A 22,616-nucleotide genomic window follows, 5' to 3' on the forward strand; every position below is an offset into this window, starting at 1 on the left:
CAACTGCCCGCTCAGCGGCAGGAGGAATGACGATGTCGGAAGCTGCACGCGAAACATCCTGTGACTGGACGGTGACGGGCATGGACTGCGGGTCCTGCGCGACCAAGATCAAGGATGCGGTGACGCGCCTGCCGGGGGTAAGCGGCGTCGAGGTTGGCATCATGTCGGAACGCCTGCGCTTGACGCTGGATGAGGGACAAACCGGGCGGGACAAGATCGAGAAGACCGTCCGTGCGCTTGGCTATGAGATTGCGCCGCGCGCCGCCGGTGCGAAGAAGGACTTCGTTTTGCCGGGGGCTCAATCCGCACCTGAGCAGAGCGACATGCATCAAGATCATGATCACTCCGCCCACGCTCCCGCTGGCCACGATCATTCTGGTCACGACCACGGCCCTAAGGCGGCCAGCACCAAGCGCGACGATAGCGGTCACGGCAGCCCCGGCCACGTTCATGACGACCCCGCCGACCGGGGCAAGCGCTGGTATCAGACCGCCAAGGGCAAGCTGGTCATCTTTACCGCCCTGCTGCTGGGTGCCGCCTGGGTCATCGAGTATCTTGCCCCCGAGATCGGTAAGTGGGCCTTCGTTGCCGCTTGCTTGATCGGCGTGGCCCCGGTAGCGCAGCGCGCCTTTGCGGCGCTGCGGATGGGACAGCCCTTCACCATCGAAAGCCTGATGACGATTGCCGCCGTCGGCGCGCTGTTCATCAACGCAGCGGAAGAGGCGGCACTGGTGGTGTTTCTGTTCGCCGTGGGCGAGGTGTTGGAAGGCGTGGCCGCCGGCAAGGCGCGAGACGGGATCCGGGCGCTGGCCAATCTTGTGCCGAAGACGGCGCAACTCGTTACAGGTGACAGCACGCGCGAGGTTCCAGCCGCAAGCCTGTCTGTGGGCCAGACAGTCCTTGTCCGCCCCGGTGACCGGATTCCGGCCGATGGCGAGATCGTGGATGGCACTTCGGGCGTGGACGAAAGCCCGGTCACCGGGGAAAGCGTGCCCAAGACGCGCGGCCCCGGGGACGCGGTTTTTGCAGGCGCAATCAACACCGAGGCGGCCCTGCGGGTCAAAGTGACCAAAGGTCGCGAGGACAACACCATCGCCCGCATCATCCGTCTGGTTGAAGAGGCCGAAGAGGCGCGTGCCCCGACCGAACGCTTCATCGACCGGTTCAGCCGCTGGTACATGCCTGCCATCGTCGCCGTCGCGGCGCTGGTCATCGTGGTGCCACCGCTGGTCTTCGGCCAGCCCTGGGACACTTGGGTTTACCGCGGCCTTGCCCTCCTGCTGATCGGCTGCCCTTGTGCGCTGGTCATCTCGGTCCCCGCCTCCATCGCTTCGGCCATGTCCACCGGGGCGCGGCGTGGGCTGTTGATGAAGGGCGGTGCCGTGATCGAAGCGGCGGCGAAGGTGGATGTTGTGACCTTCGACAAGACCGGGACGCTGACGCATGGTCGCCCGCAGGTGACGGATCTGGTGCCGTTCGGGACGACCACCGAAGCTGAACTTCTGGCCGTGGCGGCAGGCGTCGAGACCGGCTCGAGCCACCCGCTGGCGATTGCGATCCTGAACAAGGCCAAGGACGCTGGCGTTTCTGCGCTGCCCTCGCAAGACGCAAAGGCGCTGATGGGCAAGGGCGTTGTTGCAACCGTGGGCGGCGCTGCGGCCTATGTGGCCTCGCCCCGCTACGCGATGGAGCATGGCGGGCTGGATGGCCTTGGCCTTCGGCAGGCGACGATTTTTGAGGAGGACGGCAAGACCGCGGTCGCCGTGTTTCGCGAAAAGGCCCCGCTCGGTCTGATCGCCATGCGGGACGAGCCGCGTGCGGATGCGAAAGACGCGGTGCGCCAGTTGACAGCCATGGGGGTGACTGCGGTCATCCTGACCGGCGACAACCCGCGCACGGCCGCTGCGATCGCAGGAGGCCTCGGCCTGAAGTTCGAGGCCGACATGATGCCGGAGGACAAGCTTGCCTACATCCGCGAGATCGGAAGTAAAGGTGGCGTGATGATGATCGGCGACGGCATCAACGACGCCCCCGCGCTCAAACAGGCAAGCGTTGGTGTGGCGATGGGATCGGGCACTGATGTGGCGCTGGAAACGGCCGATGCGGCCATTCTTCGTGACCGGGTGACCGACATTCCCGCCACGATCCGTCTGTCGCGCGCAGCAATGGCCAACATCCGCCAGAATGTGACCATAGCGCTCGGGCTGAAAGCCGTCTTCCTCGTGACCTCGGTATTCGGTTTGACTGGCCTCTGGATCGCAATTCTCGCCGACACCGGTGCAACCGTGCTTGTGACGCTGAACGCCCTGCGTCTGCTGCGGTTCAACCCGGAACGCGAGGGCTGAGCTGATGATCTCCGGTTTTGGTTGGGCCGCGCTGGCCCTTCTTTTCGGCTATCTGGCGCTGTTCTTCTGGGGCAGCGCCATGGCAGCACAAGCGGCGGGGCGTCCGATCTGGCTGTTCGCGCGCGCCACCGGGCGCGATCGGCTGGCGGCAATCGGTTTCCGCGCGGCCTTTGCGCTGGCGTTTTTCGGGCCGCTCTTCTGGCTCGCCGTGGCCGGGTTCCACAAGGTCGACCTGCTCTGGACTGAGGGTCGCGCCGTCCTCCTTGGCCTGATCGGGGTCTTTGTCGCAGGGCTCGGCGCGATGGTGGCTTTTGCCGCGCAGATGTCGATGGGATCATCCTGGCGCGTCGGCGTGGTCGGCGGCGAAACCGGCGATCTGGTCTCCAGCGGGCTTTACCGTTTCAGCCGCAACCCAACCTTTGTGGGGCAAGCGGCACTGTTGGCAGGTGTTGCGATGGCGGTTCCCTCTCTGCCGACAGTCCTCGCCCCAGTCCTGTTTCTCTGGTCGGCCAGCACGCAAGTGCGGTCCGAAGAGGCCGCCCTGCGGATGGCAATCGGGCCGGACTATGATCGTTACGCCGCGTCGGTCCCACGCTGGATCGGCATCAAGAGCAAGGCCGTAGAATGACCAGGGTGATGCTGATTTCTCTGATTGCTGCCGCAGTGGTGGGAGACCAGTTGACCAAGACCGCAGCGCTGTCGCTGCTGTCGCAGGGGACTGCGGTCCCGGTCTTGCCGGGCTTCAACCTTTCCCTCGGGTTCAATACGGGCGCGAGCTTTGGCATGATGGGCGGGTTCATGGCAGGTAAGCCCCTCCTGATGGCGGCGCTGACGGGCGCGCTGACCTTCGCCTTCGCCGTCATGGCATTCCGGGCGCAAAATGCTTTGGAAAGGGCAGGCTTTGCATTGGTCGTGGGCGGGGCGCTTGGCAACATCATCGACCGGCTTCGGCAGGGTGCCGTGACTGATTTCCTTGATTTCTATTGGCGTGACTGGCACTGGCCCACGTTCAACGTTGCGGATATCTGCATCACCTTGGGCGCGGTCCTGATCCTTTTCGCCTCGCTTCCCCTTCGCCGCCGCAAGGAGCCGGTTCTTGACCAAAGCTGATCCGCAATCCATGTCGCGCGACGACCTTTCCTTGACTGCGGCCTTCCTGATCGCTCTGGCGGCCACGCTTGGTGCGCTCTTCATCGGAGAGGTGCTGGGTCAGATGCCCTGCACGCTCTGCTGGTATCAGCGTATCGCCATGTTCCCCTTGGTGCCGATCCTTGGCCTGTCGCTCTGGCCGGGGGGACGCGATGGCGCGCACCTACGGCTTGCCGTTGACCCTCGCCGGGCTCGCACTTGCGGCATGGCATTCGGGCCTGTACGCAGGGATCCTGCCCGCGCCGATCGTGCCCTGCACTGAAAATGGCCCATCCTGCACCGGCGAGGCGCAGATGATCCTTGGCCTGCCGATCCCCTATCTTTCTGCGGTCGCCTTCGCGGCGATCCTTGCCTGTCTCATCCTGCCGAAAGGACACCGCCCATGAACCGCCGCACCCTTATCCTTGGAGCCTCCGCACTTGGTGTTGCTGCCTTCGCGGGTGGCGCCTTCGTGCTGAAACAGCGCCGCGACGCCGAGGCAGAAGCGGTGGCCGCCGCCACGCCAACCGAGGATCAGGCCCTCTTGGTCCGTGACTACTCCCCCAGCTTCGGCCCCGCCGACGCACCATTCACTCTTGTCGAGTTCTTTGACCCTTCTTGCGAGGCCTGCCGTGCATACCACCCCGTGGTGCAGGAAATCCGGCGGCAGTTTCCGACGCAGGTCCGCGTCGTGCTGCGCTACACCGTTTTCCACGAAGGCTCGGACGAGGCTGTGCGCATCCTCGAGGCTGCGCGGATGCAAGACAAGTTCGAGCCTGTCCTCGATGCACTTCTTGAGCAGCAGCCTGGCTGGGCTGTTCATGGCTCGCCTGAGATGGATGTGGCATGGGAGATTGCCGGGGCTGCGGGCCTTGATCCCGAAAAGGCCGAGACGGACCAGTTCTTCCCGGGGATCACTGGTATCCTGAATCAGGATGCGGCCGACGTGGAAGCCTTGGCTATCCGCCAAACGCCAACCTTCTTCCTTAATGGCAAACGGCTGGAGAATTTCAGTGCCGATAGCTTGATGGCCGATGTGCGGTTCGCAGTCGAGAATAGCTGACGACCGTCAGGACCGGTTGGCGAAAGCCGAAAACAGAGCCAGTGTCCGTTCGCTGACATGGTGCTCGATGCCTTCGGCATCGCGTTCCGCCGTCTCGGCGTCAAGCCCGAGGCTAAGCAGGAACCGCAGCACGATCTCGTGCCGGTGCCTACATTCCTTGGCCAGCGCCCTGCCCTGTTCCGTCAGGAAGATTGAACGATACTTGGCCCGGGTGATCAGGCCGTCGCGGGCGAGACGGTCCAGCGTCTTGGCCACCGTCGGCGCCGTGACACCCATTCGGGTAGCGATGTCGACCGGCCTCGCCTCGCCGTGGCTGTGGATCAGTTCGGCAATCAGCTCCACGTAATCTTCTGCCAGCTCGTTTCGCCGCGCTGCGCGCACGCCCTGAAATGCCTCCGCGCGCAAGTCGGGAGAGCGGTCGTCACTGGCAGCATGGAGAACTTCATGAGGATCATCGTGCATCGTGGTCACAGTCTCGCACGATCTGGGTTGACAGGTAAACCCTGCGGGCAGATTGTTAGCCTTGTCTAACATTTCGCGCCAAGACTTTGGTGCCCAGTTCGGGAAGTCCCATCCATGCCTGCCGACGAGAACACATCGGTTGATCCGTCACGGCGCGCCTTGCTCGTTGGGGGCTTGGCCGCCGCCGGTGGCGCAGCCGTTGCCGTCGGCACGGCACGGTCGCAAACAGCACCTGACCCGATGGCTGGACACGACATGTCTGCGATGTCGGCCGATCCCTACGCAGCACCGATGTCCGGCATGGCGCATGGCAACATGACAACGGTCGGGCGCGTCGACCACGACGCGAACGGTTTCGATCCTTCGACAATGTTGACGGACTGGGATACTGGAACAACCGAGCTTCTGCCCGATGGCCGAACCCTGCGCACATTCGAAGTCACTGCCATCGACCGGGAGATCGAGATCGCCCCCGGTGTTCTCTTTCCGGCATGGACGTTCAACGGCCGCGTCCCTGGCCCGGCCCTGCGAGCCAAGGAAGGTGAGCGGCTTAAGATCATCTTCCGTAACCATGGCTCGCACCCGCATTCGATGCACTTCCACGGTATCCATTCGGCGCGGATGGACGGAGTTCCAGGGGCTGGGCTGATTGGTCCCGGGGAAGAGTTCATCTACGAGTTCGATGCCAAGCCTTTCGGCTGCCATCTCTACCACTGCCACGCGCTGCCGCTGAAGCGCCACATGCACAAGGGTATGTACGGCCTCTTCGTGATCGACCCCGACCCAACCCGTCAATCCGACCCGGCGCTTTCCGCCGTTGCCGCCTCGCGTATGCTTGGCAGTCCCGAGAATGGCAACTGGCAGGAACTGGCGATGGTCATGAATGCCTTCGACACCAATTTCGACGGCGGCAACGAGGTTTATGCCGTCAACACGGTCGGCCAAGCCTACATGAACGTGCCGATCCGCATCGACAAGACACGGCCTGTGCGGGTCTATCTGGTAAACGTGACCGAGTTCGACCCGATCAACTCGTTCCATCTACACGCGAATTTCTTCGATTACTTCGACACTGGAACGACACTGACGCCGACCCTGCGCACAGTCGACCTGATCATGCAGTGCCAGGCGCAGCGCGGCATTCTCGAGTTCAGCTTTGCCGACCACGAGGACGGGATGTACATGTTCCACGCGCATCAATCCGAATTCACCGAACTTGGCTGGGTGGGCATGTTCGACGTGCGGGGGCCGGGCGCATGAGCGACCAGAGCCAGCCCACCCGCCCCACTGCCATACGGCTTCTGCTGGTACTTTTGCCGCTGGCTGCCATTCTTGGGTCTTTCGTCTGGATCGCGTCACTCGATCCACTTCGCAGCTTCAACAACGGCGCGCCGCCGGTCGAGTCCCTGACGGTAGAGCGAACCGTTCTCGACCAGACCGGCATCCAGATTCTGGTGCGAGCGGGCGGCTCGGAGGCGATGCAGATCGCCCAGATTGCCGTCGATGACGCCTATTGGACCTTCACGCAGAATCCGCCAGGGCCAATCGCACGCGGCAGCGCCGTGTGGCTCCAGATCCCATACCCTTGGGTTCTGGGAGAGGCGCATCATGTGGCCCTGGTGTCGAACACCGGCACCGTATTCGGGCACGAGATTGCCGTGGCGGTGCCTACGCCGCAGGCCACTGCGGGACAGTTCCGCATGCAGGCGCTGGTGGGAGCGCTGGTCGGATTGCTGCCGGTGGCGCTCGGTCTGATGTTCTACCCAGCCATGCGCGGCTTTGGCACCGCTGGCATGAACTTCGTGCTCGCGTTGACGGTGGGCATGCTGGCCTTCCTGCTTCTGGATATGATTGCCGAGGCCACGGAACTGGCCGCCGAAGCGGCGGCAATGTTCCAGGGCTCGGCGATGGTCTGGCTGTCGGCGCTGGCCAGTTTCCTGTTGCTGATGGCCATTGGGCGCTGGCGCGGGCGACCCGAGGGGCTGGCCCTGGCCTTCTACATCGCGCTCGGCATCGGGCTGCACAACTTCGGCGAGGGTCTGGCCATCGGCGGCGCCTTTGCCGCCGGTGCGGCGGGGCTTGGCACCTTCCTTGTCCTCGGCTTCGCACTGCACAACGTCACCGAAGGCATCGGCATCGCAGCCCCCATGCTGCGCATCCGCCCGCCGCTCTGGAGCTTTGCTGCGCTGACTTTGCTGGCAGGTGCACCAGCTGTGCTTGGCATCTGGGTTGGCAGCCTTGCCTACGCGCCACAATGGTCAGCCTTGGCACTTGCGGTCGGTGCCGGTGCCATCCTGCAGGTGATGGTCGAGGTCTCGGCCTATCTGCAGCGGCAGAATAGTGATCGACAGGCGATCCTGTTCTCTCCGGCCGTTCTCGGTGGCTTCCTTGGGGGTATCGCCTTCATGTATGTGACAGCGGCGCTGATCAAAGTATGACTCATTTGATAGCTGGCCAAAGACCTTTGGCCAAGATCACGCTCGCGATCGACACAAGAAGCAGGGAAGTTCGATGTCAAGGATTGATAATTGTGGGACAGAAATACCAAGCGAATCCTCAAAGCCGATAGGCACCACCACGACCGGCGTGGTGAAAAAGTGTCGGCGAGTCTTTGTTGCTGTCGCTCTTCTCGCGCTCGGAGCCTGCACTGTCCCGATCGATCAGGCCACCGACAAGTCAACCGGCTTTCTCAAGGAACTGCCCGAAGGTGTCGCGCTGATTGCGGCTCCCTACCAGAATCTTGAGGAGGTGATCTTCAAGCCTGAGGACGGCTGCTATTGGTACCGCCATGTCGGGCCGGTTGAAACGACAATGTTGCCGTTGCGAACGGTCGAAGGAAGGCCAATCTGCACACAGCTTTCCGCCAAACCCACTGTTTCGAGCTGACAGTACTGCTGCCTAAGCCGCGCGCCGGCAGCGAGGACAAGAAACCGCATGTCAGCGACCCGCTTGTGGGTAGGTCGAACTTGCGCATCTAGCGTTCCATGAAACGAAGCCCCATGCGATTCCTTTTAGCTGGTGGTCGCCACGTTCCCCTCTTCTGCGGGATAGAGATACGCGGTAACGCCAGTCTCAACCTTGTCGAACAGATCGTTGATATGTGGCATGACCATGCGCACGCAGCCCGAACTTGCTCGGCTACCAATCGAACGTGGAAGCGGTGTCCCGTGGATCCGCAAGTAAGTGTCGCGGCCGCCGACGAAAAGATAAAGAGCCCGCGATCCCAGGGCGTTGGCTGGGCCAGGGTCCATGCCATCTGCGAACTTCGCATAGATTTCCGGCTCGCGTTCGATCATGGCTGGCGTGGGGGTCCAACTCGGCCACTTTGCCTTGCGCCGGATCGTATATGTTCCAGGCTCGTAGAGACCGTCCCGGCCAATGGCGACGCCGTAGCGCATCGCCGTGCCGTCAGCCTGAATGTGATAGAGATACCGCGCAATCGCGTCGACATGGACATCGCCTGGCACCAACCCGGCACGCGCTTCGACGCGGGTCGGAAGGAGGCGAGGATGCAATCCCCATGGGTTGGTCGTGGCAGGGTCATAGCCTGACGGGGTGACCTCGGCATCCCAGGCTGCCCATTGGTCTTGCAAGTGCGATGAAGCGAAAGCCGGGGCGGAAATCGGTGCCGAAAACAATGCGGCTGTCGTGGCAATGAAGTGGCGTCGTGTGAACATGAGCTTGGCTTTCTTCTGGATGCTGCAGCGCGGAGCCGTCGAATACACCTGCACCGTTCAATATGCCGTTGAGAAAAGCGCGCCTCGTGTCCAGTCAAGTCTGTGTGACCGGACACCTGTTGTTAAGGTCGAGCTGTTTCGCAGCCTGCATGGGCAAGGAAATCATGCGATGTGCCCCTTCGACCTGACAATGCCGTGATGCATCAAACCACTTGTTGCACCTCTAGTTGCTAGAGCAGCTAGCCCTCTCGATGAAATCGGGAGGCGGTGTCAAGTTTGGTCAAATCGGAGGAACAAAGGATTTCGAGCAGGACGAACCTGCGTGGCATGGCGGGTCTGGTATCCTCTGTCCTGGCAGGAGCCTGCATTGTCTTCGCCTTGCCGCCGTACTCAATCCTGCCGCTCGGAATGGTTGCTTTCGCAGTACTGTCGTTATTGCTGCGAGATGCAGCCCCCATGAGGGCGCTCGGCCTCGGATACCTGTTCGGTCTGGGACAGTTCGTGCCGGGGCTGTTCTGGGTCACCGAGAGTTTCCAGGTGGATGCTGATCGCTTCGGCTGGCTGGCATTGCCGGCCGTTCTGGGCCTTGCGGCCGTCCTGTCGGTTTTTCCTGCGTTGGCCTGCACCTTATCGGCCAGGATGGCGCGCGCCGGATTGCCGCTGGCGCTTTCGCTCGCGACAAGCTGGACCGGCCTTGAATGGCTGCGGGGGCATGTTCTGACGGGGTTTCCTTGGAACCTTGCTGCCTACACGCTGGCCGATTGGTTGCCCTTCGCGCAGGTGGCCTCCCTGGTCGGCAGCTATGGGCTGGGGTTCCTCTTGGTGCTTTGTTCAGCACTGGTCGGGCTAGCTTTCCCCGCGCCCGCTCGCAGGTTGCAGGTCATCTGTTTCGCCAGCGCCACCGCAATTGCGGTGATCGTGGCTGGTTTCGGCGCTGCGCGCCTGACTTTGTCAGATCCCCCGTCGGAGCGCGGCGCACATATCCGCGTCGTGCAACCGAACATCGCGCAAAGCGCCAAATGGGACGAAGGATCCCGGAAGGCCAACATCCTCCGACTTCTCTCGCTTTCTGCACGACCGGGCGATTACGATATCCTGCTTTGGCCCGAAACCGCATGGCCGGGGTTTCTCGCCGAAGACACTGGGGCCCGTGTCATGCTTGGGTGGCTCTTGCCGAACACTGCCGTCCTTTTGGCTGGCAGTCCTGAGCGGGAGGTCACCGCTGACGGGACGGTGTACCGAAACTCAGTGCTCGCCATCGCGCCGGATGGCTCTGTCCTGACGCGCTACGCCAAGCATCACCTTGTTCCCTTTGGTGAATACGTTCCGTGGCGGAGTGTCCTGCCATTCCAGCGATTGGTCGAATCTCTAGGTGATTTCCTCCCCGGTCCGGGTCCCCGCACCCTTGCATTCGGCCCACATCCCTATGCGGGTATCGCTATCTGCTACGAGATCATCTTTCCCGGGCATGTGGTCGATGATGCCATCCGACCGGACTGGATTTTCAACGCGACCAATGACGCCTGGTTCGGTGCGTCCATTGGTCCAAAGCAACATCTGGCCTCGGCTCGGATGCGGGCCATCGAGGAGGGACTTCCTCTCGTGCGTGCCGCAAATACGGGCATCTCGGCAGTGATAGACGCCTACGGAAAGACACTGGCGATGCTGGACATCGAGACTTCTGGCGTAATCGACATGCGCTTGCCGAGGCCCCTGCAACCGACGCTCTACGCCCGTATTGGCGACTGGTCCGTACTCCTCCTTATCCTTTGCTTTTGGGGAGGCTTCGCCTTCTGGAGTTGGCGGAACAAGAGTATCCTGAAAGGAGAGTTTTCATGATCGGACCAGTTTTCGGGATCGTCGGATTTCTGTGGGGCTACTATCTCGCCCGACAGCGCGGCGGCAAGACGCTTGACCGCCTGCAGTATGGCGCAGGCTTCGCCATCGCTTTCGGGCTGTTCGGCACCCTCCTCGGCATTGCCCTCGCCAGATTTCTTGGGGCGGCCTGATCGGCGAAACCTCGCCGGTGCTTAACTCTTCACCTCTTTGTGGGTTGAACCTCTAGTTGCTCGAGGTTTTAGACCGCACGCCGTTCTCATTGTCTGGACTGGTCATGCGTCTTCGTTCTCTTCAGATCATCCTTTGGGTCGCCGCGACGGCGGCGGTCCTCGCTTTCGCGGCGGTGCGGTGGTGGCCCGCAACGGACGACACCCAAGCAGCAGCTTCTGTCTTCACGCCCGCCTTCGCGCTTGCTGACAGCGAAGGTCGCATCCGCACGACGGAGGAATTCCGTGGAAAATTCCTTTTGGTGTTCTTCGGCTTCACAAGCTGCCCGGATGTCTGTCCGACTACGCTCTCCGAAGTCGCGCAAGTCATGGATGACCTTGGATCTGACGCAGGATCGGCGCAGCCAGTTTTCATCTCGATCGATCCTGAACGGGACAGACGGCTTGGGCTGGCTGATTACACCAAAGCCTTCCATCCAGCGATCCTCGGCTTGGCCGGCAGCGAGGCCGAAACGCAGGCTGCGGCCGCAAGCTTCAAGATCTTCTATGAGCGGGAGGCCGATACCGCTTCGCAAGGCGGGTACACGATGGCGCACAGTCCCGGCCTCTATCTCATCGGCCCGGATGGCGCGTGGCTGCGTCAATTCACCTACGGCACACCGGCGGCCGAAATCCTTTCCGACCTTCAATCGAGACTTTGACCCATGAATCACTTTCTTCTTGCTGCAGCCCTGATCCTCTCTGCATCTGCAGCGATGGCCTGCGAGACCGTGACCATCGGCGATCTGACGGTTGAGCACGCCTGGTCCAAGGCGACAATCGGCGCGGGGCGTCCCGGCGTCTTCTATGTGGAGATCACGAACACCGGATCGACCGACGACGCGCTGGTTGGCATCGCGACGCCTGCAGCCGGTATGCCGATGCTGCACGAGACTGTTGTTCAGGACGGCATCGCATCGATGCCGCATGCGATGTCCATCCCCGTGCCGGCTGGCCAGAGCGTGCAACTTTCTCCGGGGGGGTATCACGGCATGCTGATGGGGCTGACGAATGCCCTGAAGGAAGGCGACAGCTTTCCGGTCACCCTCAGCTTTGAAAAGGCTGGTGAGGTCACGGTAAACGTCGACGTCCTGTCCTTGCGTGCGGAGGGGCCGGATTGCGCCGACGCAGGGCAGTAATCCTCGGCGCTGTAGGTGCCATCGGAGCCGTCGCCTTCATGCTGGGCGTCGGCGCCTATCGCACGCGCAATCGGCCAGCCCGCAACGAGCTCCTGCCCTTGCCAATTGGCGAGATGTCCTGGGCATTGACCGATCACCAAGGCCGCTCAGTCCGACCGAAAGACTGGGCCGGCCGCCCGGTCATGGTGTTCTTCGGCTTCACCTGGTGCCCCGACGTCTGCCCGACCACATTGAGCGACATATCGCTCTGGCTCGAAGACCTGGGTGCCGACGCGAACCGTTTGATCGTGGCGCTGATTTCGGTCGATCCGGAACGCGACACGCCCGTCGTCCTTGCGGACTACGTCAGCAACTTCGACCCGCGTATCATCGGGTTGACGGGTCCCGCCGAGGAGGTCGCGCAGGCCGCCGCAGATTTCCGCGTAACCTATCGCCGTGTCGACAAGGATGGCGGCGACTACACGATGGACCACACCGCCGGTGTGTTCCTGTTCCACCCCGATGGGCGCTTCGTCAGCATCATCGACTTTCACGAGGACCGGCGATTCGCCGTTCCCAAAATCCGCCGAACCCTCAGTTGAAAGGTCATTCTGCCAGATGATCCGCTCTGCATTTCTCATCCTTGCTGTCGCGTCCTTCGCCCCGCTCCAGGCAATGGCCGATCCTCCGACGGCGCATTTGCCAGCGGCCTTCGAAACCACGATCGCCCCCGGTGACACTTTGGACAGCGTCCTTGGTCACGCAGGAATCCCCGCGACGATCCGGGCAGAAGCCGCACTGGCACTTTCTGGGGTCTATGACCTGACCGACCTGCGACCTGGTCACCGGATCAAATGGACGGCAGCGTCCGGGGATCCGGCATCGCTGACACGCCTTTCACTGTTCGTGGAAGATGGAGTAGAAATTGCCCTCACCTTCGACGGGCCGATCGCAGCACAACGGCTTGACCCACCGGTTCATGTGACGGACCGGGGTGAGACCTTAACCTTAGACGGAACCCTTTACGACGCTTTGACGGCCCGGAATGCACCGGAACGCTTTGCGGTTGACCTGACAGCACTTCTTGCGGGCCAGGTCGATTTCAGGCGCGACCTCAAAGGTGGAGAGACTTTCGCGCTGGTCTGGCAAGAAGATCAGCTTCCCGATGGCAGCATCGCGGGAGAGCCGCGCCTGAGTTACGCACGGCTGGAGCTTACTGATCGCGTCCTCGAACTTGTTGCGACCGAAGCCGCTGGTCCGGTCATCGTCTTTGAAGATGGCGAAGCCGTGCAGCGTTCCGCGGCCCCCATCCTTGGTGCCCGCCTGTCGTCCGTCTTTGGCCGCCGGAACCATCCCGTGCTGGGCGGAGTTCGAATGCATACCGGGATCGATTACGCGGCCCCCGTGGGGACCGAGGTTTCGGCGACTGGTGCCGGTCGGGTGATCTTTGCGGGCTCGATCCGCGGTTATGGCATCACGATCGACATCGACCACGGCGGTGGGGTCGTCACGCGATATGCGCATCTCTCTGAGATTGCTGAAGACGTTCGCGTCGGAACGCGGGTCAAGGCGGGCGACGAGATTGGCGCGGTCGGCGCGACAGGGCTCGTGAGCGGCCCGAACCTCCATTACGAAGTGCGTGTCGATGGCCGACCGGTCGACCCGAAAGACCAGGACGCCCTGCCGGAGCAAGAGATTGCTACTGCTGCTGACCTTGATGCACTTGCCACTTGGCGCAGCGAAACCGGCTTCATGCCAACAACCGACGGGGAACGTGGATGAAAAGGTATTTTATCGGTCGCCGTGAACTCATGCTTGCATCAGCAGCCTTCGCCCTGGCCCCTGCCGCCAGGGCAGAGGAAGAACCACCGATCCATGTCGTCAAAGGGCGCGGTTGCGAGTGCTGCGAGGCATGGGTGGATTACTTGCGCGAAAAAGGGTTCACAGTAACGGATGAGGTGTCGATGGGAACCTTGCTGATCCGCTTCAAGATGGATCAGGGCATTCCGGCAAAGGCCTTTTCCTGCCACACAGGAACCGTTGACGGCTATGCGCTCGAAGGCCATGTCCCGGCTGCAGATATCCGCAGGCTGCTCGACGAGCGTCCTGACGCAGTCGGCCTCGCAGTACCCGGCATGCCCTACGGCTCCCCCGGCATGGGATCAGAAGACAGTCGAGACGCCTATGACGTTCTGCTGGTTCGCCGGGATGGAAGTCTCGAAATCTTCACCAGCTATCAGGCAGCCTGATCTGTCCATTTCCGAACTCAACGTGCTAGGCAGGGATTTAATCAAGGGAATGGCGACCGATCAAAGCAGATCCGATATCTGACGGACAGCCTCGTCGCTTCCCCAGTCGAAGGGGCCCTGAAGCCGCCCGATTTCACGCGTCTCGCGGTCGATCAGAAGCGTCGTCGGCAGTCCGATGAAGGCCAAAGCCAGTTGAACCCGCAACGGTTCCGCCCAGTAGAGCGGCAGGTTTACAAGCCCGATCTCATCATAGAAACCTCGGCCCCTTTCGATCCCGCCCTCGTCGATGCAAAGGGGTAGCACGGCAAAATCCGGGCCTCCAAGCAGCCCTTCCAAACGTTCGAGTGCCGGCATCTCTTCCCGGCAGGGCGGGCACCAAGTCGCCCAGATGTTCAGAAGGATCACACGCCCGGCAAAGTCCCCAAGAACCCTGGTGGTTCCTGCTTCATCCTGGATAGGCGGGGAAAGCAGAGGCTGCGGGTCCTTTCGCAGCCGGAAAGGCGGTCGCGCTTGGGCGGGCCCCGCAATGAAGCTCGCTGCAAGACCGGCAAGGAGAGGTCGACGACCCATCTGAACAGGCATTGGTTTTCCCATCGCGGAAGGCCGGACCCGCAGGCAATCTGCGGGTCCGGATCGTCGTCAGGCCGAAACCGCGAACTCAGTCATCATGCCTGTCGAGAGATGCGGCATGTGATGGCAATGCAGCATCCACCGCGCCGCTTCACCCGCATCCACCGCGACCGTCACCATCCCCATCGGCGGCACATGAACGGTGTCACGAACAGCACCCGCGATCCGGTTCTGGCCCACGCCGACCACCTGGAAAGCGTGGCCATGCAGGTGCATGGGATGTGCCATCATTGACATGTTGTGGAACATGATCTCGACACGCTCGCCGGTTTTCGCGGTCACCGGGGAATGTTTGCCCCAGGTCTGCCCGTTGATGGTCCATACGTAGGGCATCATCGAGCCGCCCAGCATCAACATCGGCTGCGACGATGCCGCGCGCTCCGGCAGCGGGGTGACGGCGCGCAGGGCCGCTTCCTGCGTCAGATCGGCGCTGAAGGCAGGATGGTCGGCGTCGGACATGTTGGCGACCTTCGTCACCGTGGCCCCCGGGGTGGCAAGGACGAGACCCGTCCGTTCTCTTGCACCCTCGCGCAGGGCGAGGACCGGGAAGGCCCCGCCTTCGGCTGGAACATTAAGCTCGATGTCAAGCCGTTGGCCCATCGCGATTCCGAAACGGTTGCCAGGAAGGGGCTGCACCGGCTCTCCGTCCACAGCAACCAGCCGCCCGGTCAGTGCGCCGGTGTCGATCCAGAACACCGTCGCGGCGGCCGCGTTGATCACCCGAACAAGGACCTTGCTGCCCTTGTCCACCTGCACGACTTCGGGGTCGTCCAGCGTCCGGTCATTGGCAAGGTAGGCGTCAAAGTTGTAGTCGTTCAGGTCCATCGCCATGCCGTCCATGCCCGGCATGGCCATCATGTCCCCCTGACCCATTGCGCCCATGTCCATGCCGGCCATGCCGTCCTGACCCATCTGGCTGTGGTCCATCCCGGCCATGGACGCGCCGCCGGTAATCTCTGCCAGCACCTCCGCAGGCGGCTTGAACGAAAAGTCGTGCAGGAACAGCGTCACGTCCTGCCGATCGGCCGCAACATCCTCGGGCCGCCGCACGACCAGGGGGGCGGCCAGCAGCAGCATCTCATGCGCGGGGATATGGGCATGCATCCAGTGCGTGCCCGGGCGCGCGGCAAAGTCATAGGCGCGGCTTTCGCCGGGTTGCAGCGTGGCCATGGGCATGTCCGGCACGCCGTCTTGAGCGTTTGGCGGGATCTGTCCGTGCCAGTGGATGATGGTCGGCTCGGTCAGGGTATTCGTCAGATCGACGGCGAATGCCTGACCCGGGTCGAGGACCAATCCAGACCGGCCGTTGCCGTCCATCAGCCCCCAGACGGTGGCGGCCCTGCCCCGGATATCGAGCGTCCGGGTCGTCGCCGTCAGCGACATACGGGCTGATTGGGCTCGAGCGCGCGCAGGCAGGATAAGTGAGGCGGCCGTAGCCGCAGAAGCGGCCAGAAAGCCGCGGCGAGAGAACGTGATCATGCGAATTCTCCTGTATCGCAACGTGAAAAGACTGAAGGCCCCGGCGAACCGGAGCTATAGGGTCAGATCAGTGTGCGTTTCGGAGGTGGGCCAGGTGGCGGGAGCGCAAGCGATGCAGCCAGCAGGTCATTGTTCAGGTTGATTTCAACCGAACGCGCGATGGCGACGACGCCCGGGCTTGGGGCGGGAAGAGCCGCAGCCGCAAAAAGACAATGTTGCTGGCAAAGCAGCCGTTGTGCATCGTCAATCGGGCTGCCTGCGGATGACATATGCGCGCCATGGCCAGCCATCGCCATCATCTGCTCATGGTCGGCCTGAGACTGTTGCCGACCTTCGGAGAAGGCAAGCATTGGCAGGATCGCCGCCAGAAGATAGGCGGCGAGGATCAGTGCACGCATAGGAAACAACGAGCGGGTCATGACGTCATGTGTATCAGTGTGGTCTGGTGCCGTCATCTGACAGTTTGGTGTCTGGGCAATATGGCGATGACATCGACTGCAGCAGAATTGCCGCGTTTTCCCTCGTCTTGACTTGATAGCGCAGAGTTTACTGGCAACCGAACGCGGGTCGCGAAAACTTCAATGATCTGACGGTACACACCATGAAACGATTGGTCTTCGCCCTTTTCGCAACTCTGTTGCTGTCCGCCTGCGGCGCCGAACCGATCTGGGCGCCGGATGAAGCCGTGGCCGACGCGCGCTATGAACATGTCGGCCCGACCTCGGTCACGCTCTATACCGTCCTGTCGACCCGCAGCGGCGCCGGTGCGCACGCCGGGCTTTTGATCAATGGCTCAGAGCGTGTTCTCTTTGACCCGGCGGGAACCTGGCGACATCCGAAGCTTCCAGAGCGCAACGACGTCCATTTCGGGATCACGCCGAAGATGGTCGACTTCTACATCGACTACCATGCTCGCGAAACTTACGACGTTGTCGAGCAGACAATCATGGTTTCACCAGAAGTTGCGGACCTGATCATGGCGCGTGCCAAAGCGTACGGCGCGGTGCCCAAGGCGAACTGCACAATTGCAATATCGCGCGTACTGGAAGGCGTTCCCGGCTTCGAAAGCCTGCGAATGACCTGGTTTCCGAAACGGATGATGGAAGGTTTCGCAGATCTGCCGGGCGTTCAGACCCGTCGGATTACGGACGATGACGCAGATGAGAATCACGGCGTCCTTCTGGTGCAGGCCGGGGACGCGCGTCTTCGGTAGTTTCTTGGTGATCAGGCCTATTGGGAGCCATACTGCGCTCGCCACGCCCGGCCTTTGGCAGTATTTTGCGGTGACACATAAAATGGGGCTTTTGATGATCCTTGCGCGCCGTACTCTTCTTCTTGCCGGACCGGCCATCCTTGCCATGAGCACTGTGCCTTTGCTGGCCGAAGGGGACGAACGGATCCATGTGGTGAAGGACCCTGGCTGTCCGTGTTGTAACGCCTGGATCGGCCACCTACGCGAAAGCGGCTTCAACGTCAGCTTTGAAGAGCGCAGTGTCGAAGACCTCGCGACCTATAAGCGGGAGCGCGGTATCCCGGAGAACCTGTCGTCCTGCCACACGGCGACCATCGGCGACTACACCATCGAAGGGCACGTTCCAGCAGCGGATATCCGCAGGTTGATGGCCGAACGCCCCTTGGCAGTGGGACTTTCCGTTCCGGGCATGCCATTCGGCTCACCGGGAATGGGACCAGAGACAGAGCGTCAGGCTTATGATGTCGTTATGGTCGGTCTGGACGGAAGCAGTACGGTCTTCACCAGCTATCCGGCGGCGTGAGATCCCCACCCGGTGCGCGCCGCGCGAGAGACCATAGGCTCATCTTTGCAAGCCGACCTCGGATGCTTGCCAGGCTTCCAGAAGCACATCCCGCGGCCCCGCTCCGTCAAGCGGTCTGATCGCGACATCCAACCTGCGCGCCGCGTGGTAGGCTGAGGCGGCCAAAAGACCGGGCTCCTTGCCGTAGGCGAGCCGGTATCGTGTGACGAAACCGTCCATGCGGTCATCACCATTCCAGCCCTCCGCAAGGAGTGCTTGCACCAGAACGGTGCTCGCACGGCTGTACTTGCTCGCCGCGTCGTCGGCGGCAGGCTTCGGTCCAAGGACGATGACGACATCAGCCGGCTCGTCTGGTGAGCCAGTCAACTTCTGGACAAGTCTGGTGGCTTCGGCCGGAAGCGGAAGAACATGCACGTCAACGCCGCCCAGATGCCCGTCGGAGGTTTCGTTTGGGTGCCCGTCCCGCTCGTCGGCAGCCAACACGAATCCTCGGACAGCCTCCGCAAGGTCTTGCTCAACATTCTCACTGACGACGAGAATTGCTGCAATGAACGAATGCGCTGCCGCAATTCCAGACAGAGCGATCCATAGTACCGCCGCGAGGGCCGGGACGGCCGGGATCGTCCTGCGAGCAGGGAAGGCGGTGCAACAGGAGCATTCCGAAGCGACTCGTTTCGAACCACTCATTCTGATGCCCGAACAGAAGCCACGATTTCGGAAAGCTGCGCCTTTTCAACAAAACCGGGGACCAGCTGATCGCCTACGACAAAGGATGGCGTCCCGTTGAAACCGAGCGCCTCGGCCAGACGCATCGAGGTTGCAATGTGCTCGTCGATCTCTGGCGCCTGCATGTCTGCCTTGAGTCTGTCCAAGTCCAAGCCGATTTCGCCGGCGACACGCAGCACCGTGTCGGCTTCTACCTTGCCGCGCATACCCATCAGAGCATTGTGGAGCTCAGCATATTTGCCCTGCTTCCGGGATGCGAGCGCGGCGCGTGCGGCAAAGGCAGATCCCTCGCTGAGGATTGGCCATTCGCGCATCACCAACCGGATGTTGCCGTCTTCGGCCAGAAGAGCGTCGACTTCCGGCATGGCGCGCTTGCAGTAGGGGCAGTTGTAGTCAAAGAACTCGACTACCGTGATATCGCCCTTCGGATTGCCTAAAACCGGTGCGTTAGGGTCACGTTCCAATGTGTCGCGCTCGTTGGCCAATACTGCGGTTGCGGCGGCTGCCTGCGCTTCCGCCTGCCGCTCTTCGAGGGCCTGGAGCGCTTCGAGGATCAGTTCGGGGTTTTCGCGCAGGGCCTCGGCGACGAGAGCCTTGATGCGTTCATCCGAGACCTCCTGCGCGAAGGCCGGCATGGCGACTTGGAAGCAGAAGACGCTGGCAAGCAGCAGGGATTTCATTCGCATCGGGCGGACCTTTCATTTCGTAAATTCTTTGAGGGTTGATGCTTACTCAAGTAACACGAGGGGCAAGTTCGAACTTGGACCGATAGCCTATCGTTCGGCCAGGCATCATGGGGCGAGGGCCTCGGTGGCGCTGCGCTCTGCTTGCGTGGCGCGGATGCCGTCGGGCCAAGTCGATTTGATGTAATCCAGAACAGCTTCGATATCCTTGTCTGTCAGACGGTCGCCGAAAGCCGGCATGCCGGAGGTGAAGGCAACGCCCATTTCGTCAAGGACCGCCTGCCCGCCGCGTTTGATGTAGTCGCGCAGCATGATGTCGCCGTGATGCCAAGTGTGGCCGCTCGCGTCATGCGGCGGGGCGGGATAGGTCCCGTCCTCATTCGCCGACCGCCAGTCGGGATGTCCTTCCAGATCGGCGCCGTGGCACGACGCGCATTCCGCTTCATAGATGGCGCGACCTTGTTCGAGATCGGGGCTATTGTGGAAGAACGCGTTCGCTTGCGGTGCAAACAGCAGAAAGATTGCCGCGCGCGCAACAATCGCAGCGCCTCGGAACTTGCCATTTCTTGGCTTGGTGGCCTTCATGTCCGGCTCACGGTGATCGGTGTCACCCCATCCGGCGGGAGAATTCGTTCGGACAGTTGAGCCAGATCCTCCCGAATTCGGGCCCGCTGCGCAGTGGGATAGGCATCTTCGGGCGGCAGGCCGCCGTGTTGGGCAAAAAGCATGATGTCGCGCGCGATCGGGGCCGCAGCCGTTGACCCTCCGCCGCCATGTTCCACAACCACTGTCACGGCATATCGAGGCGCATCAAAGGGGGCGAAGGCCACGAACAGCGCATGGTCCCGCCTGTTCCAGGGGAGTTCGTCCTGCGACCGGACACCTGCAGCGCGCTCGGCCGCCGTGATCGAAAACACCTGGCTCGAGCCCGTCTTCCCGGCCATGGCTTTGTTCACATCCGCGATCCTCGACGCATAGGCCGTCCCACGCTCATGGTTCGAAACCTCGAACATCCCCTGGCGCACGATCGCAAGCGCCTCCGCCGACAGACCAAGTGAAGCAGGAACAGGCTCACCCGGACCGGCCCCACCGAGCGGGCGCACGAGACGCGGGAGGACTGCCGTTCCTGAGGCCAGGCGCGCGGTCATCGTGGCAAGCTGAATTGGCGAGGTCAACGTGAAGCCCTGGCCAATGGACGCGTTGATCGTGTCGCCAATCAACCAATCCTGACCGTACCGCTCTTGCTTCCAAGCGCGCGAGGGATTGTTGCCGTGAACCATTCCCGACAGTGGAAGGTCGTATTTCTGGCCCAATCCGAGACGGTCATTCATCGCAAAGATGCCATCGATCCCGATCCGTTGCGCAACTTCGTAGAAGTAGACGTCGCAGGACTGCCGCAACGCACCGACCATGTCGACCCGCCCATGGCCGCCGCTTTTCCAGCAATGGAACCTGCGACCAGAGATTTCCACGTACCCGTTGCAGGTCACGGTTTCTGCTGGATCCATGACCCCGCTTTCCAGAGCCGCGAGCGCATTCGCCATCTTGATCGTGGACCCCGGCGGATAGGCCCCTTGAACGGTCTTGTCGGCAAGCGGGCGAAACTCGCTGTCGCGCAGTCCGCTGTAGTCCTTGCTCGAGATCCCCCGCACGAAGAGGTTCGGGTCAAATGCAGGGGCAGACGTGCAGCCAAGGAGATCACCGTTCGTGACATCCATTACGATAGCCGCCGCGCTTTGTTCTTCGAGGCGCACACGCATGAAGTTCTGCAAATGATGATCCAGTGTGATCTGCATGTCCGAGCCGGGGGTCGGCGGATCAAGTGCCAGCTCGCGCATGGTCCTGCCGCCGGCGTTGACCTCCACCCGCTGGGCTCCCGGCTCACCGCGCAGCGCGCGCTCGTGAATCCGCTCGATCGCGGTCTTGCCGATCTGGTAGTCCGGCGAGCGCAAAAGCGGATCTGGTTCCCCGTCCTTGGCTGTGAGATCGCTGTCGCTGACGGGTCCCACATAGCCGACCTGATGGGCAAAGTCCGGCCCGAAGGGGTAGACCCGAGACAGGACCATCTCTGGGTGGACACCTGGAAGAGCCGGGGTGTTCAAGGCGATGATTGACAACTCTTCCCAAGTGACCCTGTCCTTCACGGTCACCGGGACAAAGCCCCGAACGCGGTCAAGTTGCTCCCGAATCCGGTCGATGTCCTCACCCGTCAGACCAAGAAGCCGCTGCAGTTTCGCAAGGACGTCATCGACGTCCCTGGCCTCCTCCTTCACGAGCGTGATCCGGTAGGTGTGTTCGTTGTCCGCGACGATCTTGCCCGCGCGGTCGAAGATGCGGCCCCGGTCGGGGCGCACCAGCCGCAAATTGATTCGGTTTTCCTCGGCCAGGAGGTAATACTCCTCAGCATCGCGTACACCCAGTTGCCACATCCGGAAACCAAGCACGCCGACCACCGAGGTCATCACACCGCCAAGCAACAGCGACCGACGCGTCGTTACCCGTGCGGCCCGAGCGAGATCTCGTTCAGATCGGCGCATGCTTGGCCCCCTCGTCCTGAGACTCCGGCATGCGTCTGCCGCCGATGGTTTTCAGGTAAGCGGCAAGTCGCAGTCCCAGGACCAAGACCACCAGCCCGACGAACCAATACTGCAGGGGGTTCGGCTCGGGCGTCGCCCGGTGAAAGCTGAGGAAATGCATGAACAGGAAGTAGGCGACATGTGCTACAGACAGCCACCAGAGTGGCAGGACACCCATCTGCAGGAACTTCCAGCCGGAAACGCCCAGGCGGCGCATCGCGACATCGCTTGAGGTTGTGGCAAGGAGGACCGCGAGGAGCATGGCGGCGATCCCGATCGCATTGGCCAGACCAAAGCCATGCTGAAACATGACATAGGTGAGGAGTTCGGGATGCCATTCGAAGCCGAAGAGCCGCATCAGTTCCCATTCGACCCATCCGACAAGGATGACCACAGCATGCGCAAGCGCCAGAAGGCAACCGTAGATGCCCGACTCGCGGCGGTAGGGCAGCACCAACACTGCGGGTCTGAGGAGCCGGGCCAGAGGACCCAGACCCATCGAAAGCGCAACCAGCACCAGCGAGGCGTCGCCAAGTGCCCGGTTCCAGCGGTGCATCGGACTCCACTCGCCATGGATAGCCGCAAAAATCAGAACGAGGCCAGCAGAGAGGAGGGCCATCAGCCCGTGCCGCAAAAGTACATTCCGGCTTAGCCGTCGGA

General features: G+C 62.1%; 27 protein-coding genes. 17 read left to right on the forward strand and 10 right to left on the reverse strand.

Annotated elements, in window-relative coordinates; genetic code table 11:
* Positions 1 to 26 precede the first annotated feature (26 nt).
* The 5 genes from L0H65_RS00060 to L0H65_RS00080 all read left to right on the forward strand — a co-directional run bounded on the left by L0H65_RS00060 (position 27) and on the right by L0H65_RS00080 (position 4,536).
* On the forward strand, positions 27 to 2,345 hold the full coding sequence (locus L0H65_RS00060; RefSeq protein ID WP_301456769.1) for a heavy metal translocating P-type ATPase: 2,319 nt from the start codon (positions 27 to 29) through the stop codon (positions 2,343 to 2,345).
* A 4-nt stretch (positions 2,346 to 2,349) separates the two neighbouring features.
* Positions 2,350 to 2,973 (forward strand): isoprenylcysteine carboxylmethyltransferase family protein, encoded by a 624-nt coding sequence (locus L0H65_RS00065; RefSeq protein WP_168776487.1) that lies wholly within the window; start codon positions 2,350 to 2,352, stop codon positions 2,971 to 2,973.
* Positions 2,974 to 2,981: 8 nt separating this feature from the next.
* Positions 2,982 to 3,455, forward strand: coding sequence for a signal peptidase II (lspA, locus tag L0H65_RS00070; protein ID WP_255469726.1), 474 nt, complete (start codon positions 2,982 to 2,984; stop codon positions 3,453 to 3,455).
* The gene (locus L0H65_RS00075) at positions 3,442 to 3,756 is read left to right on the forward strand and encodes a disulfide bond formation protein B (protein ID WP_367651960.1); all 315 of its coding nucleotides are present in this window, start codon (positions 3,442 to 3,444) and stop codon (positions 3,754 to 3,756) included. The genes lspA and L0H65_RS00075 overlap by 14 nt, the downstream gene beginning before the upstream one ends.
* A 120-nt stretch (positions 3,757 to 3,876) precedes the next feature.
* Positions 3,877 to 4,536, forward strand: coding sequence for a thioredoxin domain-containing protein (locus L0H65_RS00080; RefSeq protein ID WP_126976257.1), 660 nt, complete (start codon positions 3,877 to 3,879; stop codon positions 4,534 to 4,536).
* 6 nt (positions 4,537 to 4,542) lie between these two features.
* Here the strand turns inward: L0H65_RS00080 and mntR are convergent, their stop codons facing one another.
* Positions 4,543 to 4,998 carry a manganese-binding transcriptional regulator MntR gene (mntR, locus tag L0H65_RS00085; protein ID WP_126976356.1) on the reverse strand — a complete coding sequence of 152 codons (456 nt, stop codon included), beginning with the start codon at positions 4,996 to 4,998 and terminating at the stop codon, positions 4,543 to 4,545.
* 114 nt (positions 4,999 to 5,112) lie between these two features.
* Between mntR and L0H65_RS00090 the strand changes: the two genes are divergently transcribed.
* From L0H65_RS00090 to L0H65_RS00100, 3 genes are all read left to right on the forward strand, one after another.
* Positions 5,113 to 6,258 (forward strand): multicopper oxidase domain-containing protein, encoded by a 1,146-nt coding sequence (locus L0H65_RS00090; RefSeq protein ID WP_126976256.1) that lies wholly within the window; start codon positions 5,113 to 5,115, stop codon positions 6,256 to 6,258.
* On the forward strand, positions 6,255 to 7,436 hold the full coding sequence (locus L0H65_RS00095) for a metal transporter (protein WP_126976255.1): 1,182 nt from the start codon (positions 6,255 to 6,257) through the stop codon (positions 7,434 to 7,436). The genes L0H65_RS00090 and L0H65_RS00095 overlap by 4 nt, the downstream gene beginning before the upstream one ends.
* Before the next feature lie 73 nt (positions 7,437 to 7,509).
* Entirely contained in the window at positions 7,510 to 7,884 is a 375-nt protein-coding gene (locus L0H65_RS00100) for a hypothetical protein (RefSeq protein WP_328590519.1), read from the forward strand.
* Positions 7,885 to 8,009: 125 nt separating this feature from the next.
* On the opposite strand, the gene L0H65_RS00105 is transcribed toward L0H65_RS00100, so the two are convergent.
* Positions 8,010 to 8,675 carry a L,D-transpeptidase gene (locus L0H65_RS00105; RefSeq protein WP_126976354.1) on the reverse strand — a complete coding sequence of 222 codons (666 nt, stop codon included), beginning with the start codon at positions 8,673 to 8,675 and terminating at the stop codon, positions 8,010 to 8,012.
* A 327-nt stretch (positions 8,676 to 9,002) separates the two neighbouring features.
* Between L0H65_RS00105 and lnt the strand changes: the two genes are divergently transcribed.
* The 7 genes from lnt to L0H65_RS00140 are packed head-to-tail and all read left to right on the forward strand — an operon-like array spanning position 9,003 to position 14,087.
* Positions 9,003 to 10,514, forward strand: a complete 1,512-nt coding sequence (lnt, locus tag L0H65_RS00110; RefSeq protein ID WP_126976254.1) for an apolipoprotein N-acyltransferase — start codon at positions 9,003 to 9,005, stop codon at positions 10,512 to 10,514.
* Positions 10,511 to 10,684, forward strand: a complete 174-nt coding sequence (locus tag L0H65_RS00115; protein WP_164738206.1) for a hypothetical protein — start codon at positions 10,511 to 10,513, stop codon at positions 10,682 to 10,684. The genes lnt and L0H65_RS00115 overlap by 4 nt, the downstream gene beginning before the upstream one ends.
* A 56-nt stretch (positions 10,685 to 10,740) precedes the next feature.
* The gene (locus L0H65_RS00120) at positions 10,741 to 11,382 is read left to right on the forward strand and encodes an SCO family protein (protein ID WP_301456745.1); all 642 of its coding nucleotides are present in this window, start codon (positions 10,741 to 10,743) and stop codon (positions 11,380 to 11,382) included.
* Positions 11,383 to 11,385: 3 nt separating this feature from the next.
* Positions 11,386 to 11,859, forward strand: coding sequence for a copper chaperone PCu(A)C (locus L0H65_RS00125; protein WP_301456746.1), 474 nt, complete (start codon positions 11,386 to 11,388; stop codon positions 11,857 to 11,859).
* Between the two features lie 38 nt (positions 11,860 to 11,897).
* Positions 11,898 to 12,440, forward strand: coding sequence for an SCO family protein (locus L0H65_RS00130; RefSeq protein ID WP_205749070.1), 543 nt, complete (start codon positions 11,898 to 11,900; stop codon positions 12,438 to 12,440).
* A gap of 16 nt (positions 12,441 to 12,456) precedes the next feature.
* On the forward strand, positions 12,457 to 13,620 hold the full coding sequence (locus tag L0H65_RS00135; RefSeq protein ID WP_164738205.1) for a M23 family metallopeptidase: 1,164 nt from the start codon (positions 12,457 to 12,459) through the stop codon (positions 13,618 to 13,620).
* Positions 13,617 to 14,087, forward strand: a complete 471-nt coding sequence (locus L0H65_RS00140; RefSeq protein WP_112312868.1) for a DUF411 domain-containing protein — start codon at positions 13,617 to 13,619, stop codon at positions 14,085 to 14,087. Before L0H65_RS00135 ends, L0H65_RS00140 begins: the two co-directional genes overlap by 4 nt.
* Positions 14,088 to 14,147: 60 nt before the next feature.
* On the opposite strand, the gene L0H65_RS00145 is transcribed toward L0H65_RS00140, so the two are convergent.
* The 3 genes from L0H65_RS00145 to L0H65_RS00155 form a co-directional block, all read right to left on the reverse strand.
* A complete protein-coding gene (locus L0H65_RS00145; protein ID WP_332872078.1) occupies positions 14,148 to 14,681 on the reverse strand; it encodes a TlpA disulfide reductase family protein in 534 nt (177 codons plus the stop codon).
* Positions 14,682 to 14,726: 45 nt separating this feature from the next.
* A complete protein-coding gene (locus tag L0H65_RS00150) occupies positions 14,727 to 16,196 on the reverse strand; it encodes a multicopper oxidase family protein (RefSeq protein ID WP_301456747.1) in 1,470 nt (489 codons plus the stop codon).
* 62 nt (positions 16,197 to 16,258) lie between these two features.
* On the reverse strand, positions 16,259 to 16,594 hold the full coding sequence (locus tag L0H65_RS00155) for a hypothetical protein (protein WP_112312871.1): 336 nt from the start codon (positions 16,592 to 16,594) through the stop codon (positions 16,259 to 16,261).
* 203 nt (positions 16,595 to 16,797) lie between these two features.
* On the opposite strand from L0H65_RS00155, the gene L0H65_RS00160 reads away from it, so the two are divergent.
* Entirely contained in the window at positions 16,798 to 17,409 is a 612-nt protein-coding gene (locus L0H65_RS00160) for a membrane lipoprotein lipid attachment site-containing protein (protein WP_112312873.1), read from the forward strand.
* Between the two features lie 7 nt (positions 17,410 to 17,416).
* Positions 17,417 to 17,971, forward strand: a complete 555-nt coding sequence (locus tag L0H65_RS00165; protein ID WP_301456748.1) for a DUF411 domain-containing protein — start codon at positions 17,417 to 17,419, stop codon at positions 17,969 to 17,971.
* A gap of 39 nt (positions 17,972 to 18,010) precedes the next feature.
* Here the strand turns inward: L0H65_RS00165 and L0H65_RS00170 are convergent, their stop codons facing one another.
* The 5 genes from L0H65_RS00170 to L0H65_RS00190 form a co-directional block, all read right to left on the reverse strand.
* On the reverse strand, positions 18,011 to 18,451 hold the full coding sequence (locus tag L0H65_RS00170; protein WP_126976248.1) for a hypothetical protein: 441 nt from the start codon (positions 18,449 to 18,451) through the stop codon (positions 18,011 to 18,013).
* 203 nt (positions 18,452 to 18,654) lie between these two features.
* On the reverse strand, positions 18,655 to 19,383 hold the full coding sequence (locus L0H65_RS00175) for a DsbA family protein (protein WP_301456749.1): 729 nt from the start codon (positions 19,381 to 19,383) through the stop codon (positions 18,655 to 18,657).
* A gap of 105 nt (positions 19,384 to 19,488) precedes the next feature.
* Positions 19,489 to 19,965: a cytochrome c gene (locus L0H65_RS00180; protein ID WP_301456750.1), complete on the reverse strand. Its 477-nt coding sequence runs from the start codon at positions 19,963 to 19,965 to the stop codon at positions 19,489 to 19,491.
* Positions 19,962 to 21,917: a penicillin-binding protein 2 gene (mrdA, locus tag L0H65_RS00185; RefSeq protein WP_301456751.1), complete on the reverse strand. Its 1,956-nt coding sequence runs from the start codon at positions 21,915 to 21,917 to the stop codon at positions 19,962 to 19,964. The genes L0H65_RS00180 and mrdA overlap by 4 nt, the downstream gene beginning before the upstream one ends.
* Complete coding sequence (locus L0H65_RS00190; RefSeq protein WP_301456752.1) at positions 21,904 to 22,575, reverse strand: ferric reductase-like transmembrane domain-containing protein; 672 nt, start codon at positions 22,573 to 22,575, stop codon at positions 21,904 to 21,906. The genes mrdA and L0H65_RS00190 overlap by 14 nt, the downstream gene beginning before the upstream one ends.
* Positions 22,576 to 22,616: the final 41 nt, after the last annotated feature.

The organism is Pseudorhodobacter sp. (assembly GCF_030452865.1).
Classification (GTDB): domain Bacteria; phylum Pseudomonadota; class Alphaproteobacteria; order Rhodobacterales; family Rhodobacteraceae; genus Pseudorhodobacter.